Raw genomic sequence first — 18415 nt, forward strand, 5'->3', positions numbered from 1 at the left:
ACGGCTTTATTATATCACAAAATTATTTCTCTGTGCAGAATTCTACCTTTTTTCCTTCCAAAATCATGTTGGTGGTTCTTACTGCGCACATTTTACCGCACATTGAGCAGGTATGTCTATCCTTTGGAGGTGTGCTTTCAAAATATTCTCTTGCCTTTTCTCCGTCTATTGCAAGGCTGAACATCTCTTCCCAGTCAACCTTATGTCTTGCGTCTGACATCTTGTTGTCGATATCTCTTGCCCCTGGGATTCCCTTTGCAATATCTGCGGCGTGAGCGGCAATTCTGCTTGCCACGATTCCCTCTTTAACGTCGTTGATATCAGGAAGTCTTAAATGCTCGGCAGGTGTTACATAGCAGAGGAAGTCTGCACCGTTAGCTGCGGCGATTGCTCCGCCGATTGCTGATGTTATATGGTCATAGCCCGGAGCGATATCTGTAACAAGCGGTCCCAAAACATAGAAAGGAGCGTTATGGCAAATTCTCTTCTGCATAACCATATTGGCTGCAATCTCATTCATTGCCATATGACCTGGGCCCTCAACCATAACCTGAACGTCCTTTTCCCATGCACGCTTTGTAAGATTTCCAAGCTCGATAAGCTCTGCAATCTGTCCTGCGTCGGAGCTGTCGTCGATACAGCCTGGTCTTAAAGCGTCGCCCAAGCTGATTGTAACGTCATATTCACGGAGGATTTCAAGAACATCGTCATAGAACTCATAGAATGGGTTTTCATTTCCTGTCATTTCCATCCATGCGAAAAGCAAAGAGCCGCCACGGGAAACGATATTCATTCTTCTTCCCTCACGCTTGAAAGCCTCAACCGCTCTCTTATTGATACCTGCGTGGATTGTCATAAAGTCAACGCCCTCTTTTGCGTGGGCTTCAACAACCTTCAAAAAGTCCTTTGCTGAAATCTCAAGCAAGTCCTTATCAAGATAACCGATAGCGTCGTACATAGGAACAGTTCCTATCATTGCAGGAGATTTCTCAATAAGCTGCTGACGGAAAGTATTTGTCTTACCGTAGTTGCTCAAGTCCATAATAGCCTCAACGCCAAACTTTATAGCCATATCAACCTTCTGCATTTCCACGCTGTAGTCCTTGCAGTCGCCGGAAATACCCAGGTTTACATTGATTTTTGTTTTAAGTCCTGAACCGATTCCCTCCGGCGACAGTGATGTATGGTTGATATTTGCAGGGATTGCAACCTGTCCGCAGGCAACCAGCTTCATAAGCTTATCAACGCCCATATTTTCCTTTGCGGCAACAATCTCCATTTCAGGTGTAACTATCCCCTTTTTGGCCGCTTCCATCTGTGTATAATACTCTCTCATACCATTTCTCCTTTTCTTTTTTAGTTCCGCCTTGCAAAACTTCTGCTTAAAAATAAACACCGTTTCAAGGCGGGCGAAACTTTTGTTTCCGCCTTGCAGGGCTTTTCCTTAAAATTAAACTTCATTACAAGGCGGGCGAAACCTTTTCCTAAATCTTTGGAATGGCTCGCTTTCAATTAGGTTTTATTATTCTTTTTTTCAATAATCCGTTCCTTTGTCGGGTCATAGAAAATAAAAAAAAATAAGCGATACCTTTTTGGGGTATCGCTAAAGTTTTTTTGAAAATTCCTACGTTGGCATTACCCAAATCAGGTATACGGGTCGAAGCTTTCACTTCCTCTCAGCCTGCACACAAGCTCCCCGGTTCATCCTATTAAATTTTACAGACAAAGTATAACATCAAAATTATACAGTGTCAACATTTTCCTTTTATCAGCCCTTGCCCGACAAAGCTCTTTCAAGCCAGATATCGGCTATATCTATTGCCGCATAAAGTCCCGGCTTTTCGCTGGATTTTATTATTCTTCTTCTTGGGCTTAAATCCTGGTCGGTGCTTAACAGCTGAACAGAAACCTTTGTTGCGGTTTCAAGACCGTTTATCTCTTCTTTGCTTTTGATTGCAAGTCTTATAACAAAAGGGTCAGCCATACTGCCGTAGTACAACTCGTCACCGCAGCGAACCAATGGCTTACCCTTATAGGTAAAAAACTTCTTTTTAGTCACTGTAAAACCTCCTACTACTTTAAGTTTAGATAGGACTTCACAAGTGCTTCCAGCAAATCATCACGGTCAATTTTACTGATAATGTTTCTCGCATTATTATGAGTTGTAATGTAAGTGGGGTCCTCAGAGAGAATATAACCAACTATCTGATTGATAGGATTATAACCTTTTTCCTTGAGCGCCTCATAAACTATCTTCATAGATGTTTTAATCTGATCGTCTTTTTCATTCTGCAACGAAAATACCATTGTTCTGTCGTGCATGGAAACACCTCCTAACTATGTTATTATACTACAATTATTAACATATTACAATAGTATAAGGTACAAAATTTGATGTGTTTGTGACAATTATGTGAATTTTAATACACAAACTCTTTTAACTGACTTCTATGCTGATTTATAATAAATTTATTTTCTCTTGACATTTATTATATCAGGTATCAAAATAAAAATGATAAAAAATAAAAATTTTTTTGAAAACTTAAAACCTTTTCTCCTTTTGACTTGTCTATATAGTGTAACAACCAAAAATTACAAACAAAAGGAGTAATCAACATGAAAAAAATAATCTTAATTCTTTCCTCTTCTCCGGTCTGCTTTTTTAATGAAAGCAAGCGTTATTATGACAGAGCTTAATGTATTAAAATGGTTTTCCGCCCTTTTGAAAAAAGAGCGTTGTGAAAACAAGACAGACAGAGAAACAAAGGAAAAAATATACGAAAACATTATAAAGAGAGGTAACGAAAATGAATTACACAAAAACAATAACTGACGCCGTAAACGGAAATAAAGAAGCATTGGCGACTTTATACGAGGAAACACAGAACGACATGTACTACATAGCTCTTAAATACACAAAAAACAAAGAAGACGCTATGGACGTTGTTCAGGACGCATACATCAAAGCATGGCAGTATCTGCCCACATTGAAAGACCCGGAGAGCTTCCGTTCTTGGCTCAGCAGAATAGTCGCCAACACTGCAAAAAATCTTCTTTCAAAGAAAAATCCTACATTATTCTCCCAGATAGAGCCGGAAGACCAGGACGACAGCTTTATTTACGATAAGGAAGACGAAAACAGAGATTACCAGCCTGAGCTTAACTACACAAAAAAAGAAACTCAGGAGCTTGTAAGAGAGATGATAGACAGTCTTTCAGATGAACAGCGATTGTGTATTCTCATGTTTTACCTTGAGGGTCAGAGCATAAAGGACATTGCTCAATCCTTTGAAATTCCGGAAAATACCGTAAAGTCCCGATTGAATTACGGAAGAAAAGCATTAAAGAAAAAAGCCGACGAGCTTGAACAGAAAGGCTACAAGCTTTTGGGTATCTCCCCGATTTCTCTGCTTTTGTATTTGCTCCGTCAGGAAAAATTTTTCCCGGAAATCCAGACCGCCGCAAACATAGCAAAAGAAGTCTGCAAAAAGGAAATTTTAAATTCCATAGGAGAAGCCGCAAATCACGTTGGCAAAGGCGTCCAGACAGCAGCAGGAAAATCAGCCGCCTCTGCCGGCGCAAAAACCGCCGCAGGCCACACCTTTATTCACACCGCCCTGGGAAAAACTCTGATAGGTTTGCTTTCAGTGGCTATAGTTGCGGGAGGAGCCACCGTGGCTGTAAAGCTTGCAGGAAACTCAAACAATCAGCCCGCGGAAGCCATAACAGAAACTGTAGAAACAACAGAGTCCACCACGGAAACCACTGAGCCGACCACAGAAAACACTGAGCCAAAAGATTTTACCGAAGAGATGTACCCAACTATGATTGCGGGAAATCTTACAATGGACGAGTTTAAATATATTCTTTCCTATGGTCCTAAGGAAATGACCGACGGTGTTCCCACACAAAGTTATGCAGAGCTTTTGAATTATCTCTGTGAGCCTTCAGGCCGCAACGGAAATTACGTTGCCGATTTAGGAAACACCTCCGACTGGAAAGCAATGTATTCTCTCAGCGATGTAAACAGACTGTTCTCTTCATTTACAGACTTTAGATTCACCGCAGACAACGCTTCACAAGCCAACGCATATGTAAGCGGCGACGCAATTATATTTTCCCCTGCCACAGTGGGACATATGATTACTTCCGACATAACATCTGCCAAGTATACCGACGATGAACTTATAATAGATTTCACCTATAACTACACCTCAGGCGGCGGCAGCGGAAGCTACACCCTCTACAAGGAAGCCGTTTTAGTTCCAAACAGCGAGGGACTCTATCAGATAACCGACATATACGAGAGAAGCGAAGAAGAGGAACCAACCGAAGCCGAAACATCCCAGACTCAGGACAGCCAATCCTCTCAATCAAGTCAGGACAGCGAGGATGAAGTAAACAAACTGTATCAGGACACAATAAACAGAGTAAAAGCCAAGGAATCCGGTTTTGCCTTTACAACCTATCCTGACAGCAGTTACAACGGCGAATATTCATACTTCATACGTGACCTTAACAATGACGGAAAGCTGGAGCTTGTTGTGGCGGCAAGAGCTGCGGAAGGTCCTTTTATAGTGTACAATTACAGGGTATACGGCTATGACCACCAGGGCGACACCTACACTCTTAAAACAATCTCAGATGATTTATCCGCTTTAAATCTTTTAATCCCTGAGGACGGCAACGGACTTTTTGTCTATAATTTCAGCCGTGGCACAGGAGAGGAGAATTTCCACAGGGCAACAATAGAAAACGACAGCTTTGTGATTTCCTCTGCTTCGGAATACACATATACAATGGGAACAGATGCTTCAAATCAGTTCCACAGGGCAAACCCCTCCGCATTTCCGGATTAAAATAATAAGTTAAAACAAAAAGGACTGCAATTCAAAATGCAGTCCTTTATTATTTAAAACATATATTTTCCGGCTTCACGGATACAGGCGGCTGTTTTCTCTATGTCCTCATCTGTGTGGGCGTAAGATACAAACATCGCCTCGAACTGGGACGGGGCTATATATATTCCCTTTTCCAGCATAAATGAAAAATATTTTGCGTATTTTTCCGTATCGCTTGAAAGTGCGTCAGTATAGCTTTCCACCTTTCTATCGGTAAAGAAAGGACAAAGAAGAGAACCCACACGGTTCACGTTAAAGCCTGAGTCTTTAAAGGCTTTTTCCAAAATCTCTGATTTCTTTTCAAGCTCTGTATATATATTTTTATTCTCTCTGAGAATTTTAAGTGTTTCAATTCCTGCGGTTACGGCGATTGGGTTTCCTGAAAGAGTTCCCGCCTGATACACTTTACCGATCGGAGCCACGTTTTCCATTATATCACGTCTGCCGCCGTACACCGCCAAAGGCATACCGCCGCCGGCGATTTTTCCAAGAGAAGTCAAGTCCGGCTTTACTCCGTAATACTCCTGAGCTCCGCCCAAAGCAAGTCGAAAACCTGTTATAACCTCGTCGAAAATAAGAAGAATACCGTTGTCTTCGGTGAGCTTTCTAAGCTCCTGCAAAAATTCCTTTTTAGGAGGAACAACGCCCATATTTGCCGCAACAGGCTCGATTATCACACAGGCAATTTCTCCCTTGTTGCTCTCTATAAGCTTTTCCACAGAGGAAATATCGTTATATTCTGCAATCAAGGTATCCTTTGTGCAGTTTTCGGGAACACCTGCGCCGGATGGTATTGACTGGGTCAAAAGTCCCGAGCCCGCCTTTACCAGCATACAGTCGGAATGGCCGTGATAACATCCGTTAAACTTGATTACCTTATTTTTTCCTGTAAATCCCCTGGCGGCACGGACAACGCTCATAACCGCCTCTGTTCCGGAGTTTACCAGGCGCATCATTTCCATTGAGGGCATCAATGAGGAAATCAATTTTGCAAGTATTGTTTCCTTTTCGGTGGGAGCGCCGAAGGTAAGTCCGTCCTCGCAGGCTTTCTGCACCGCGGCTATAACCTGAGGGTGGCTGTGACCCAAAATTCCCGGGCCCCATGAACATACAAAATCCACATAGGAATTTCCGTCCACGTCGTATATATAACCTTTCTCTGCTCTTTTTATGAACAGCGGTTCTCTCTTTACCGCCTGATAAGCTCTGACAGGGCTGTTAACTCCGCCGGGCATATATTTTTTTGCCTCTTCAAAAAGACTGTGTGACTTTTCGGTATTCAACTTCTTCACCCTTAATCAATCTTTAAATTTCTTTCAGCCACTGAGCAGCTTCAATGGCGTGATAGGTTATTATAATATTTGCGCCTGCACGCTTTATGGCGTAAAGGTTCTCAAGAACAATTCTCTTTTCGTCAATCCAGCCGGAAAGAGCCGCCGCTTTTACCATTGCATATTCTCCGCTTACATTGTAGGCGGCAACAGGAACGTCAAATCTCTGGGAAGCTTCCTTTATAACGTCAAGATAAGCCAAAGCAGGCTTTACCATTACAATGTCTGCGCCCTCTTCTATATCGTTGGAAATCTCTCTCATTGCCTCTTTTACATTGGCAAAATCCATCTGATATGTTTTTCTGTCGCCGAACTTTGGGGCAGAGTGTGCGGCATCTCTGAAAGGTCCGTAATATGCGGAGGCATATTTTGCGCTGTATGCCATAATCGGCACATTTTTAAAGTTGTTATTGTCAAGAACCTTTCTTATATATTCAACTCTTCCGTCCATCATATCTGACGGGGCAACCATATCAGCTCCGGCCTGAACGCAGGTGAGAGCCATTTCTGCAAGGTATGGAAGTGTTTCATCGTTTAAGATTTCGCCTTCGTTGACAATTCCGCAGTGACCGTGGTTTGTATAAGCGCAAAGGCAAATATCAGCCACTACCACAATGTCCGGATAATGGTTCTTTATATATTTAATTCCCTTCTGGGCAATTCCGTCCCAGCGGTATGCTTCGCTTCCCTTGGAATCCTTATGCACAGGAACACCGAAAACCATAACTCCGCTTATTCCTGAATTTACAACCTGCTCCATTATTTCGTCAAGTCTGTCAACGGAATAGTTGTACACTCCCGGCATTGAGGGGATTTCCTCTTTTATGCCTCTGCCCTCTGTAACAAAAATAGGATAAATAAGTTCAGAGGGGAGCACTGTTGTTTCTCTAACAAGACTTCTCATTGTGCTGTTCTGTCTTAATCTTCTGTTTCTGTTCATAGCAACTCTCCTTTACAGCTTTAGCTAAGCCTTTACAGCTAAAATTATCCGCTGTAATTATTTTCATATTTCCTATCAAACCCCTGTATTTTTCAATCTGTTTCTTTGTTTCCTCACCTATGCAGATAACCACTGTGCCCTGTGAGAAAAAGCTCTGAGGATTTTTCATTTCCTCAAAAAATATTTTAACTCCGGAACCGCTGGAAAATGTTATTCGGCTGTATTTTTTCTCTGCGCCGTTTTTTTCAAAATTTTCTATGGCGTCTTTGTCAGCGCCGACGCTGTATGTGCTCACATCTGTAAAATCAAAGCCTTCCTTAGTGAGAATTTCCTCAAGAGACTTTGAACCCCGGGCGCTTCTGAAAGCCACCGCCGATTTAACTCCGCCATTTTTGCGGCAGTCCTCAGCTATAGCTTTTGCAAGTTCTTCTACTGTATATTTTTTTGGAATCACATCGGGAATTAACCCGTAATTTCTAAGCTTCTCGCAGGTTCCGCTTCCCACAGCCGCAATTCTTGTTCCGTATATTTTGCGCACATCAATTTCATATCTTTTCAGCAAATTGAAAAATACATCAACACCATTAGGTGATGTAAAAATAGTATAACATCCATTTTCTACTTTTTCAATTCCCTTTGCAAGCTCTTGTTCGCATGTGGATATATTTATTTTTGACAAAATCAATTTTTCCCCATGCAAGCCCAATTTTTTTAGTTCTTTTGACAGTTTTTCTGTGTGTGTGGCTGTTCCGGTTATCAGTATGTTTTTTGTTTCCTGCTGTTGTTTTTCTCCGGAAAAATCACAGGCTGCTGTATCTCCTATAACAATAACCGCCGGAGATTTCATGTTGTTTTCCTTTACATCTTTTTCGGCATTTTTTAAGGTGGTTCTTATAACCCTTTGATTTTTTCTGCATCCGTCGGATATAACCGCCGCCGGGGTATCTTCTGAAAGTCCGCAGGAAACAAGGGTATCTGCGATATATCCTATAAGATTTAATCCCATTAAAACCACCAAGGTTCCCTTTGTACGAGCGTAACCCTCAAGAACCTGTCTGTCCACGGGAGTTCCGTCGGATTTTCTGGCTGTGATAACCATAAAGCTTCTGCTTGTGTCCCTGTGGGTCACAGGTATTCCTGCCCTTTGAGGAACCGCAATGCAGGAGCTTATTCCCGGCACAACCTCATAGGAAATATTCTCCTTTTCCAGAGCCTGAGATTCTTCGCCCCCTCTTCCGAAAACAAAGGGGTCGCCGCCCTTGAGCCTAACCACTGTTTTACCCTCTAAGGCTTTATTTAAAATTATTTCGTTTATTTCACTCTGCAAAGGGGAAGGTTTTCCGAACCTTTTTCCCACGTATATTTTCTCACAGTCCTTACGGGCGTTTAAAAGTATATCTTCATCAACCAGGCTGTCGTAAATTATCACCTGGGCATTTTTTATGCAGTCAAGGGCTTTCAGTGTCAGAAGCTCTTCGCCTCCGCAGCCTGCGCCCACAAGATAAACCTTTCCCTGTGGTTTTATTTCTCTCATAGAATTTTCCTCTGCTAAACTTAAATCATATCCCTTATATATTTTTCCGCTGTTGCCTTAAAGCTTTTTTCATCGGTTTCAAAATAACTTCTTTTATCGCCGTACATAACGGAGCAGGAAATTATTCCCTCGTTAAATTTTGCAGACGCACCGATAGATGCACTGCAATCTCCGCCCAACAGCTTCAAAATATATCTTTCACAGTCAAACTCTTTTCTGGTTTTTTCGCACTGAACCGCCTTTATAAGCTCTGATACATCCGAGTTTTTCAAAGCTTCAACTACAATTATTCCCTGACAGGCGGCTGGTATCATTTCTTCCTCGGTAAAGAGTCTGAAATCAAAACGGCTGTCCTTATAAAGCTTTAGACGGTCAAGTCCTGCGGCGGCAAGAATTATTCCGTCGTACTCGCCCCTGTAGAGTTTTTCAAGCCTTGTGTTTATGTTTCCCCTGATAAGCTTAAAGTCGCAGTTTTCAACAAGCTTTGAACACTGCAAGGCTCTTCTTTTGCTTCCTGTTCCTATTGTTTTCAGGTTTTCAAAACCTCTGCCCTTTTTAGTCACCAAAACGTCACGGCGGTCGTCACGGCTTAAAACTCCGGAAATCTCCAAGCCCTCGTAAAGCTCCAAGGGCAAATCCTTTCCGCTGTGTACTGCAAAGTCTATTTCACCTATTCTAATAAGCCTTTCAATCTCGCTTACAAAAAGTCCCTTGTCGCCTATTTCGCCCAAAGGCTTTTCAAGGTTTCTGTCGCCCCTTGTGCTTATTCCCACTGTTTCAAATTCCAGTTCCGGAAATCTGCTTTTCAGTGCGTCTACCGCCATTTCAGTCTGCTTTAACGCCAAAAGGCTTTTTCTTGTGCCGACTTTAATTACCCTTTTCATCTTCCCCCGCCTATGTATTTCTTCATTATTTTATTTGCAAGCATAACGGATTCTTTCTGGTCACCCTCCTCGTAAACAAGGGCGTTGAAAACCTCTTTTAAAAATTCCGCTCTTATATCACTGCTGTAAATAAATCTTTTGGCATTTTTTCTCTGGTTATACATGATGTCTATTATGTTATCAAGTCTTTCACCGTCAAGCTCCTGAAACTTTCTTCTAAGATATGCGGCGCACAGTGGGCTTTTTCCCTCTGTGGTAAACGCCGCAGTATAGTTTCTGCCCTTTGAAACCGACGGGAAAATAAATGTGCATTTTTTGATATCGTCCACCACATTTACAGGAAGATTTCTTTCAACGCACAAATCGTAAATATGGCTGTTGAGATGGTCGTTATCTGTGGCGGCAATTACAAAGCTGCACCCGTCAATATCAGAGTCCATAAAAAGATGATAAACCATCTCTATTTTACTTTTAATTTTATCCTCGTAAAAACCGTCGCAAAACTTTTTTGAACACACCTTTATTTTGCAGTCAAAAAGCAACAGTTTTTCTACCTTCCTCAAAGCAACCTCTCCGCCTCCCACAACAAGACACTGCTTGTCGGTAACGTCCATAAAAAACGGAAAATAGCTCATATATCCACCTCGTCAAGTTCTTTCATTATTTTTATAAGCTGGGAAAATCCATGGCTGTCCATTTCCTTTTTGGCCTTAAACAAAAGCTTTGCAAGGCTTACAGTCTTTTCCCTGTCGATGTTTTCCCCTGTTCCAAATTCATCGTGAAAAATCATGTCACGGTTCAGCTCGTCCTGATACTTTTTGCAGATTTCCACAGCCCAGTCCACCGCCTGAAGCTTCAGCCTGTTGTTTTCCTCTGCGATTATTTCAAAATCATCTATTGTCACAAGCCTTGTGTTTTTCATCTCCGCCACATTTTCATCTATATCTCTGGGGACGGCTATGTCTATAAAAAGTCTTTTTTTATCCCTTATACTTCTCTTTTCAATCTCCCTGCGCATTACCGTGTAATGGGGGCTTGATGTGGCGCTTACCACTGCGTCCGCCCAGTCCATATACTGGTATCTTTCCTCATAAGGCACACATTTTACACGGCTTTCATCCTTTGGCACAAAGCCTAATTTTTTTCTTAAAGGACATATTATGTATATGTTTGGCTTTGACAAAAGATTATTGAGTATGGCTTTTCCCATTTCTCCGGTTGCGCCTATCAAAAGTACATTTTTATCTGTCTTTGAAAAATCCTCATAAAAAACGGTTCTTGCGGTAAGGGTAGCAGTGGAAACCGGCGTCTTTGAAAGTGGCGTGTCTGTCTTTATCTTTTTAGAACAGGCGATTGCCTTTTGAAAAACCGAGTTGAGAATAAATCCCGTTGTCCCCGCTTCGTGGGCAAGGCTGTAAGCGTTTTTAACCTGGCCTAAAATTTCATCCTCGCCTATAATCATGGACTCTATTCCGCAGGTAACTCTGAAAATATGGTCTATACTTTTTTTATCGCCGTATATTCTGAAAAATTCCTTTATATCATCCAAGGACACATTGGAAACACGGGAAACCAGCTTTTCCATTTCCAAAACAGAATTTTTATCTCCGCAAAAATAAAATTCCGTTCTGTTGCAGGTGCAGAGCACCAAAGCTTCCTTAACAGAAAAAATACTCCGCATTTGTCGGAGCAACTCTATCTTTTCTTCTTTGCTGTAATTAAATTTTTCTCTTATTTCCGCCGGAGCTGTCTTATGGCTGATGCTTACACAATACAATAAAATCCACACCCAAATCCAATTTAAAATCCGAAATCTTCTGTATTTTTTGATTCGGCTCGATGTTATTCTACATCTTCTTTGTTTATTTTATGATACCATGAAAAGGCATTAAAATCAAATAATATATGTTTATTTTTGTATAAATTCATGTTATAATATAGCCGCAGCACTTTGCATAAATATTTTATTGATAAGGCAGATGAAAATATGCTTGATTTCAGAACAGATACATTTCTTTCCGTATGCAAGCACATGAATTACACAAAAGCCGCCGAAGAATTAAACATAACCCAGCCGGCAGTTTCCCAGCATATAAAATACATAGAGGAATACTACGGCGCAAAGGTTTTCGGCTTTAACGGCAAAAAAATGTATTTAACGGAAGCCGGCGAAATGCTCTATGAAGCCATAAGCACCATGAAGCACAACGACAGCTTTCTTCGTGATTCCATACACAATATAAGAAATCACAATTCTACACTTTCCTTTGGGGCAACCCTTACCATAGGGGAATATGTTATTCCCGGCAAGCTTGCCGCCTATTTGAAAAAATATCCGGAAACAAAGGTAAACCTAACCATTGCAAACACTGAAAAGCTTCTTTCAATGCTTGACAAGGGTGAAATCGACTTTGCGGTTGTAGAAGGGTATTTCGGAAAAAATCAGTATGAACACATTGTCTGTTCTTTGGAAAATTATACCGCTGTGTGCTGTAAAGACCACCCTTTCGCCGAAACTGAAAAATCCCTTGAGGAGCTTTTCTCCCAGACTCTGATACTCCGTGAAAAGGGCTCGGGCACAAGGGAAATTTTAACAAGAAGCTTAGAGGAAAAAAATTTAGGTATTTACGATTTTAAAAACATTATCGAGCTTAGCAACATAAACGCCGTAAAGACACTTGTTGAAAAGGACTGCGGCATAACCTTTATCTATGAGGCGGCGGTTCAGGAGGAACTCAGAAAGGGAACTCTTAAAAAAATATATGTAAAAGACCTTATAGATAAGCACGAATTTACTTTTATTTGGCGAAAGAATAGTATTTTTTCTGACTATTATAAAACAATTTATGATAATTTAATAAATTCGGTACTTTAAAAGGCAATGAATATATGCTATAATACAGGTTGGGTTTAAAACTCACAGGAGGATATCTTACTTTGCGGCAAACAATTCTGTTTTTATAGATAGTTTTAAAAATACAATATTTCGTAAAGATTTTTCAGGAGGTATTCAGCATGATACTGTCAGAGCTGCTTTGCGCAGAAAATTATAAGGTTATACAGGGCAGATTGGATATAGAAATCAGCGATGTTATATACGATTCCAGAAAAGCCACAGAGGGCTGCGCTTTTGTATGCCTTAAAGGCTACAACACCGACGGCCACACCTATGTTGAGTCAGCCATAAAAATGGGAGCTGTTGCAATTATAGCCTGCGACACAGTTGAGGTTCCCGAAAACGTGACCTTGATTATGGTTAAGGACACAAGAAAAACCCTTGCCCTTATGAGCCGTGAGTATTTCGGTCATCCGGATGAAGAGCTTAAAACAGTTGCCGTAACCGGCACAAAGGGCAAAACCACCACAGCCGCCATGATACGCTCTATTCTCGAGTGCGGAGGCATTAAAACCGGTACAATCGGAACTTTGGGAATTATCATAGGCGACAAAATCTACAAGACAAACAACACAACACCTGAGTCCTACGAGGTTTATCAGGCAATGAGAAAAATGGTTGAAGCCGGCTGCGGCGCACTTGTTATTGAGGCTTCATCTCTTGGTCTTAAATGGCACAGAGTTGACGGTATACTCTTTGACATAGGCGTTTTCACAAACTTCTCCCACGACCATATAGGAGCCAGCGAGCATAAGGACTTGGAGGAATACTTCTCCTGCAAGGCTCTGCTTTTCAGACAGTGCAAGCACGGCATATTCAACATGGACGACCCAATGTGGAAAAAGATGACCGAGCACTGCACCTGCACAGTTGAAACCTTCGGCTTTGACAAGGAAGCGGACTTTGTAGCTTCCGACGAAAGCCTTATTGCAAGACCCGGATATATCGGCGTACACTTTGAAGCATCGGGCAAGAAAAATCTTTCCCTTGACGTGGCAATCCCGGGAAAATTCAGCGTTTACAACGCAATCTCCGCAATAGCTGTTTGCAGTCACTTTGACATAGAGGACAAGGCGATTATCGACGGACTTAACAGCGTTAAGGTTAAAGGACGTGTAGAGGCTGTTCCGGTTCCTGGAGATTACACACTGCTTATCGACTATGCGCACAACGCTGTTTCCATGGAAAATGTTCTTGAAACTTTGAGAGAATACAAGCCAAACAGAATTGTCACCATGTTCGGAGCAGGCGGAAACCGTCCAAAGGTTCGCCGTTACGAAATGGGTGAGGTTTCCGGACGTCTTTCCGACCTTTCGGTTATCACCGAGGACAATTCACGTTTTGAAAATGTAATGGACATAATCGAGGACATAAAGGTCGGTATCGACAAGACCGACGGAAAATACGTTGTAATCCCCAACAGAGTTGACGCTATAAGATACTGCATGGAAAACGCTCTTCCGGGAGATATTATAGTTCTTGCCGGCAAGGGTCACGAGGACTACCAGGAAATCAAAGGCGTTAAATACCACATGGACGAAAGAGAAATTGTAGCAGAAATTTCCGAATCCATGAAAAATTACCAGCACGACGGAAAATGCGAATACTGCAAGGACGACGAGCCTGAGGAAGAATAATTTTAACAAATATAAAACGCTCATAAGGAAACCAAATCCTTATGAGCGTTATTTTTTAAGCTTCAAAACATTCGTTTATTATTTTCTTTGACCACTCAAATAATTTTTCCGATATCTCTTTAAATTCCTTTTCGTCGATATGACAATTCTCTCGGAGCAGGATAAATTCTCCGATTATATCCGCATCCTCCGGCTTTACCAGCTTGTAAAGCTCTGACTTTCTCTTTATGTACTGTCCTGTTTCCGCAAAATATTTTGCCTGTATCACAAACATGGCTGTTTTGCAGATTGAAACAAGCAGTCTGCTGTCCTTTTCGTGAAGCATATTGTGGACGCACATGTGGTAAACATTGCATGCGCCTATGAGAATACTTCTCTTTACGTCCTCCTCGGAAATAAGCTTTAAAAGGTAATCAATGTTTCCATAGTAAGGGACAGTGTCGTTATAAAACTGGAAAAGCTCTGATTTTTCCCACTTAATAAGCTCCTCTTTTCCCGACATAAAACCGCAGACCTTTTGTCTTTGTGGCATGTCTGATACTATCATATCGTAGGTTTTTATGTCGTTGGCGGAAAGCTGGTCTAAAATAACCACCACGTCAATATTGCTTTCCGCAGTTTCCTCGTGTCTGCCGTAGCTTCCCTGCAAACCAACAAATTCCAGTCTGTTTCCAAAAATTCCTATGAGCCTGTCCGTAAGCTCCTTCATCCAATAATCAATATGGAACATAATCTCACTCTCCCTTTGCTTCTAATCACTTGAAACACAGTGCATATGGCTGTCGGCTTCATTCCATTTCACCGCATAGCCTGCGCCGTGAGAACAGAAAACCGAATCCGCCGTATTTTCCGTATCTCTGTCCGCATTATATCCTATTTTTCCCACTACTTCCTCAGTGTTGTGACATTCTTTGTAACCGCAAAATCTCAGGGAAATCACCGCCCTGCCGGAGGTAAAGGACATAAGCTCCTTGGGATAGCTTCTGAAAGACTCCACAGGCGCTTCACCCTTTATTATAACATTGTTTCCCTCTGTTTCAGGTGGCAGAAAGCTTCCGTACATTCTTTGAATATCTGACATTATTCTGCCTGTAAATCCGCTGTCCGCCTCTATCTCAAAGCTATACCAGGGTTCTAACAGAACGCTTTCCGCCTTTCTCAATCCCTGACGTATCGCCCTGTACACGGCTTCCCTGAAATCTCCGCCCTCTGTATGCTTGAGATGAGTTCTTCCCGTAAGCAGGACAAATTCTATATCTGTTATGGGCGAGCCTGTAAGCACGCCCTTATGGACTTTTTCAAAAACATGGGTTCTAACCAAATTCTGAAAGCTTTTTTCCAAAACCTCCAGAGAACACTGGGAGGAAAAGGAAATTCCGCTTCCCCTCTCTGTAGGCACAAGCCTTAAATGAACCTCCGCATAGTGGCGCAAAGGCTCGAAACGACCTCTTCCCACCACCGGATTTTTAATGGTTTCAAGGTATAGAATTTCACATTCCCCGAAATACACATCTATATTAAATCTCTGTTTTAAAACAAACTTTAAAACCTCAAGCTGAATTTCTCCCATTACCCTTACGGTTATCTGCCGGGTGCTTTCCTCACGGAGAGCCATAAGCATAGGCTCTTCCGCCTGCAAAATATTCAGATAACCCATCATGGTTTTATCGCTGCATTTCGACCTGTCAAACTCAAGCCCTGCGCTTAGCATGGGATAAAACTCGTAAGGACTTTTTGTGACCCTGCCCTTTTCTATCTCGTCTCCGCAGACAAGCTCAGACGGTCCTGTGACGGCATAAAGACCTCCGCAAACAGCTTTTGAAGCGGGAATAAGCTTTTCACCGTGACAAATGTACATCTCGTTTATTTTAACGCCCGGAATAATCTCCTCTTTTACCTTAATACTTCCGGAGCGTATTTTGAGATATGTCATTCTTGTGCCTTTTCCGTCATATCTTACCTTATAGACGGAAGCGGAAAAGTCCTCATTTTCTTTATTATTTCCCAAGGCGAATGTTTCCAATGCTTTTATAAAACAGTCAATTCCTATATCCTGCAAAGCCGAACCCACAAAGCATGGGAAAACCTTTCTTTCCTTTATCATCTGTGCGGTTCGCTTTAAAACAAGCTCCTCTGTACATGAGTCGGAAAAATAATTTTCCAGAAGAACCTCGTCCCTTTGGGCAAGCTCTTCCAAAAGGCTTTTGTTTTCCGCAATGTTTTCACAGCTGTCAAACAAAACCGCATTTTCTGAAAACTTTCTTTTTATATGATTTAAAACCCTTTCCGGCTCTGCTCCGTTTCTGTCGCTTTTATTGAGAAAAATAAACACCGGTATTTTATGTTTATCGAGAAGTTTCCACAGAGTTTCCGTGTGACTTTGAATACCCTCCACACAGCTTATAATGAGGACGGCATAATCCATCACCTTTACCCCTCGTTCTGTTTCCGCAACAAAGTCCGTATGTCCCGGGGTATCCAAAAGGAAAAAGGTCTTTTCCCCAAGTTCAAAACAGGCTTCCTGGGAAAAAACCGTTATGCCTCTCGCCCTTTCTATTTCATGGCTGTCAAGAAAAGTGTCCCTGTGGTCAACTCTGCCGGCTTTTCTTATGCTTCCGCTGTGATATAAAAGCCTTTCGGCAAATGTAGTTTTTCCGGCGTCAACATGAGCCAGCAGTCCTAAAGTAACATTCATCTTCCGCACCCTTTCATAGTTTAAGTATAGAACAAAAAAACGAAATAATCAAGCGTTTCTGCTATTAAAACTTTTTAAGCCCTGCGGAAAGATAAATCCATAAGTTTTCTAAAACATTAAACTGCCTTTTTACTTTAAGTTTCCATAATTTTTATTGACACCTCAGCTGTTTAGTGATATATTTATTATGAAATACACAAAAGTATATGAACATCCATATGTTTCATAGTGTATTTTACATATTTACGAGCAGGGGGTTTTATAATGAACAATAACAAACTGAATATGTCAGTGCTGGCTTTGGGATGTGGCGTTCTGTCCATTGTTATCGGACTTATGGGCGGATTTTCTGCCTCAATGTGCACAATGTTTACAGCTGCCAATACTTGCGCCAGCGGTGCTTTCGGTATTATTATGCAGCTTGTGGGTATTGCAGCAGGCGTTGTAGGCGTATTTATCTCTTTGACAGAGCAGAAAACAGCAGCTGTTACAGGCAACACCTCAAACTTGGCTGCTGCCGCAATGGTTGTAAGCATCATCGGCATAGCTGTTTCCTTTATCGGAACAGTTTGCATCGGCATCTGCGCATGCAGAGTTAACTCAGCAATGAGCGGACTTTACAGCCTTTCAAGCTATTTGTAATTTTAATTTTTAAAGAATTAAGAGGTACTATGCAGAAATGTATAGTACCTTGATTTTTCAGGAGTTTTTATGTTCCCTTACTTTACTATTTTCGGAAATCAAATTTCCATGTATTCCGTTTCCGCATTGGCAGGGCTTCTGCTTTCCGGTTTTATAGCCTGCAGGCTTTCAAAAAGGCGGAACATCCTCTATGTGGACACAATAATATTTATGCTTTTTTCCTTTATCGGCGTCTACTTCGGGGGAATTATTCTTTATGCAATAACCCAATGGCAGTATATTTCAGCCCTTTTCAGAAACTTTTCCGCAATTATAAACGACGGAATGTTAATTCCGTTTCTTATACAGATTTTCGGCGGTTCTGTATTTTACGGCGGCCTTTTGGGAGGAATCGGCGCAGGAGTTTTGTACCTTAAAGTCACAAAACAAAGTCTGGGTGATTTTTCAGACCTTGCGGCTTTGGTTGCTCCAATGTTTCACGCCTTTGGCAGAATAGGATGTTTTCTGGGCGGCTGTTGTTACGGTATAGAGTGCGACTTTGGCTTTGTATATGAAAACGCCCTTGTGGAAAGCGCAAACGGCGTAAGAAGATTTCCCGTCCAGCTTGTGGAATCGGGATTTGAATTTTTGCTTTTCACCCTTATTCTTTTTATGTTTATAAAGGGCATACAAAAGCACAGACTTTTCCTTTGGTATCTGTTTATCTACTCCATAGGCAGATTTATTTTAGAGTTTTTCCGAGGCGACGAGTACAGAGGATTTGTGGGTTTTCTCTCCACCTCTCAGTTTATAAGCGTTTTCATTTTCGCAGTTTCCCTGATTTTGCTTATCAGGACAAATATAAAACATAAAAAACAGATTTTAAACGAATAACAACAAACGCCCTGCTTTAACCGGCAGGGCGTTTATTTTTGCGATATAAAAAACAGGCAGAGTCTTTGCTCTGCCTGCCTAC

At 41.6% G+C, this 18415-nt stretch carries 16 protein-coding genes and 1 riboswitch; of the genes, 5 read left to right on the forward strand and 11 right to left on the reverse strand.

Going from position 1 to position 18415, the window contains the following annotated elements; translation table 11 throughout:
• Positions 1 to 22: 22 nt before the first annotated feature.
• The 3 genes from thiC to CGICJO_RS01780 form a co-directional block, all read right to left on the reverse strand.
• Positions 23 to 1336 (reverse strand): phosphomethylpyrimidine synthase ThiC, encoded by a 1314-nt coding sequence (gene thiC, locus CGICJO_RS01770; protein WP_486499411.1) that lies wholly within the window; start codon positions 1334 to 1336, stop codon positions 23 to 25.
• A 267-nt stretch (positions 1337 to 1603) separates the two neighbouring features.
• Positions 1604 to 1709, reverse strand: a riboswitch (TPP riboswitch).
• Positions 1710 to 1768: 59 nt separating this feature from the next.
• Complete coding sequence (locus tag CGICJO_RS01775) at positions 1769 to 2059, reverse strand: hypothetical protein (RefSeq protein WP_087378513.1); 291 nt, start codon at positions 2057 to 2059, stop codon at positions 1769 to 1771.
• A gap of 14 nt (positions 2060 to 2073) precedes the next feature.
• Positions 2074 to 2322 (reverse strand): IreB family regulatory phosphoprotein, encoded by a 249-nt coding sequence (locus tag CGICJO_RS01780; protein WP_087378515.1) that lies wholly within the window; start codon positions 2320 to 2322, stop codon positions 2074 to 2076.
• 485 nt (positions 2323 to 2807) lie between these two features.
• On the opposite strand from CGICJO_RS01780, the gene CGICJO_RS01785 reads away from it, so the two are divergent.
• Positions 2808 to 4859 (forward strand): RNA polymerase sigma factor, encoded by a 2052-nt coding sequence (locus CGICJO_RS01785; protein WP_486499412.1) that lies wholly within the window; start codon positions 2808 to 2810, stop codon positions 4857 to 4859.
• A gap of 53 nt (positions 4860 to 4912) precedes the next feature.
• On the opposite strand, the gene hemL is transcribed toward CGICJO_RS01785, so the two are convergent.
• Genes hemL through hemA form a run of 6 tightly spaced genes read right to left on the reverse strand, consistent with a single transcriptional unit; the run spans position 4913 to position 11367 of the window.
• On the reverse strand, positions 4913 to 6184 hold the full coding sequence (gene hemL, locus CGICJO_RS01790) for a glutamate-1-semialdehyde 2,1-aminomutase (protein WP_486499984.1): 1272 nt from the start codon (positions 6182 to 6184) through the stop codon (positions 4913 to 4915).
• A gap of 22 nt (positions 6185 to 6206) precedes the next feature.
• Positions 6207 to 7172 carry a porphobilinogen synthase gene (hemB, locus tag CGICJO_RS01795; protein WP_486499413.1) on the reverse strand — a complete coding sequence of 322 codons (966 nt, stop codon included), beginning with the start codon at positions 7170 to 7172 and terminating at the stop codon, positions 6207 to 6209.
• Positions 7120 to 8706 carry a uroporphyrinogen-III C-methyltransferase gene (gene cobA, locus CGICJO_RS01800; protein ID WP_486499414.1) on the reverse strand — a complete coding sequence of 529 codons (1587 nt, stop codon included), beginning with the start codon at positions 8704 to 8706 and terminating at the stop codon, positions 7120 to 7122. The genes hemB and cobA overlap by 53 nt, the downstream gene beginning before the upstream one ends.
• A 20-nt stretch (positions 8707 to 8726) precedes the next feature.
• A complete protein-coding gene (gene hemC / locus CGICJO_RS01805; protein WP_486499415.1) occupies positions 8727 to 9590 on the reverse strand; it encodes a hydroxymethylbilane synthase in 864 nt (287 codons plus the stop codon).
• On the reverse strand, positions 9587 to 10225 hold the full coding sequence (locus CGICJO_RS01810) for a precorrin-2 dehydrogenase/sirohydrochlorin ferrochelatase family protein (protein WP_486499416.1): 639 nt from the start codon (positions 10223 to 10225) through the stop codon (positions 9587 to 9589). The genes hemC and CGICJO_RS01810 overlap by 4 nt, the downstream gene beginning before the upstream one ends.
• The gene (gene hemA, locus CGICJO_RS01815; RefSeq protein WP_486499417.1) at positions 10222 to 11367 is read right to left on the reverse strand and encodes a glutamyl-tRNA reductase; all 1146 of its coding nucleotides are present in this window, start codon (positions 11365 to 11367) and stop codon (positions 10222 to 10224) included. The genes CGICJO_RS01810 and hemA overlap by 4 nt, the downstream gene beginning before the upstream one ends.
• Before the next feature lie 210 nt (positions 11368 to 11577).
• Between hemA and CGICJO_RS01820 the strand changes: the two genes are divergently transcribed.
• Together CGICJO_RS01820 and CGICJO_RS01825 are read left to right on the forward strand one after the other, a co-directional pair.
• Complete coding sequence (locus CGICJO_RS01820; protein WP_087378531.1) at positions 11578 to 12465, forward strand: LysR family transcriptional regulator; 888 nt, start codon at positions 11578 to 11580, stop codon at positions 12463 to 12465.
• A 140-nt stretch (positions 12466 to 12605) separates the two neighbouring features.
• Entirely contained in the window at positions 12606 to 14123 is a 1518-nt protein-coding gene (locus CGICJO_RS01825; RefSeq protein ID WP_486499418.1) for a UDP-N-acetylmuramoyl-L-alanyl-D-glutamate--2,6-diaminopimelate ligase, read from the forward strand.
• Between the two features lie 55 nt (positions 14124 to 14178).
• Here CGICJO_RS01825 and CGICJO_RS01830 read toward each other — a convergent pair whose 3' ends face one another.
• Both CGICJO_RS01830 and CGICJO_RS01835 read right to left on the reverse strand, forming a co-directional pair.
• A complete protein-coding gene (locus tag CGICJO_RS01830; RefSeq protein WP_486499419.1) occupies positions 14179 to 14853 on the reverse strand; it encodes a nucleotidyltransferase domain-containing protein in 675 nt (224 codons plus the stop codon).
• A gap of 21 nt (positions 14854 to 14874) precedes the next feature.
• Positions 14875 to 16818, reverse strand: a complete 1944-nt coding sequence (locus CGICJO_RS01835; protein WP_486499420.1) for a GTP-binding protein — start codon at positions 16816 to 16818, stop codon at positions 14875 to 14877.
• A 264-nt stretch (positions 16819 to 17082) separates the two neighbouring features.
• Between CGICJO_RS01835 and CGICJO_RS01840 the strand changes: the two genes are divergently transcribed.
• Together CGICJO_RS01840 and CGICJO_RS01845 are read left to right on the forward strand one after the other, a co-directional pair.
• On the forward strand, positions 17083 to 17460 hold the full coding sequence (locus tag CGICJO_RS01840) for a hypothetical protein (RefSeq protein ID WP_087378539.1): 378 nt from the start codon (positions 17083 to 17085) through the stop codon (positions 17458 to 17460).
• Positions 17461 to 17529: 69 nt separating this feature from the next.
• Positions 17530 to 18333, forward strand: a complete 804-nt coding sequence (locus CGICJO_RS01845; protein WP_486499421.1) for a prolipoprotein diacylglyceryl transferase — start codon at positions 17530 to 17532, stop codon at positions 18331 to 18333.
• Positions 18334 to 18415: the final 82 nt, after the last annotated feature.

The sequence above is a fragment of the Candidatus Limousia pullorum genome (genome assembly GCF_057405065.1).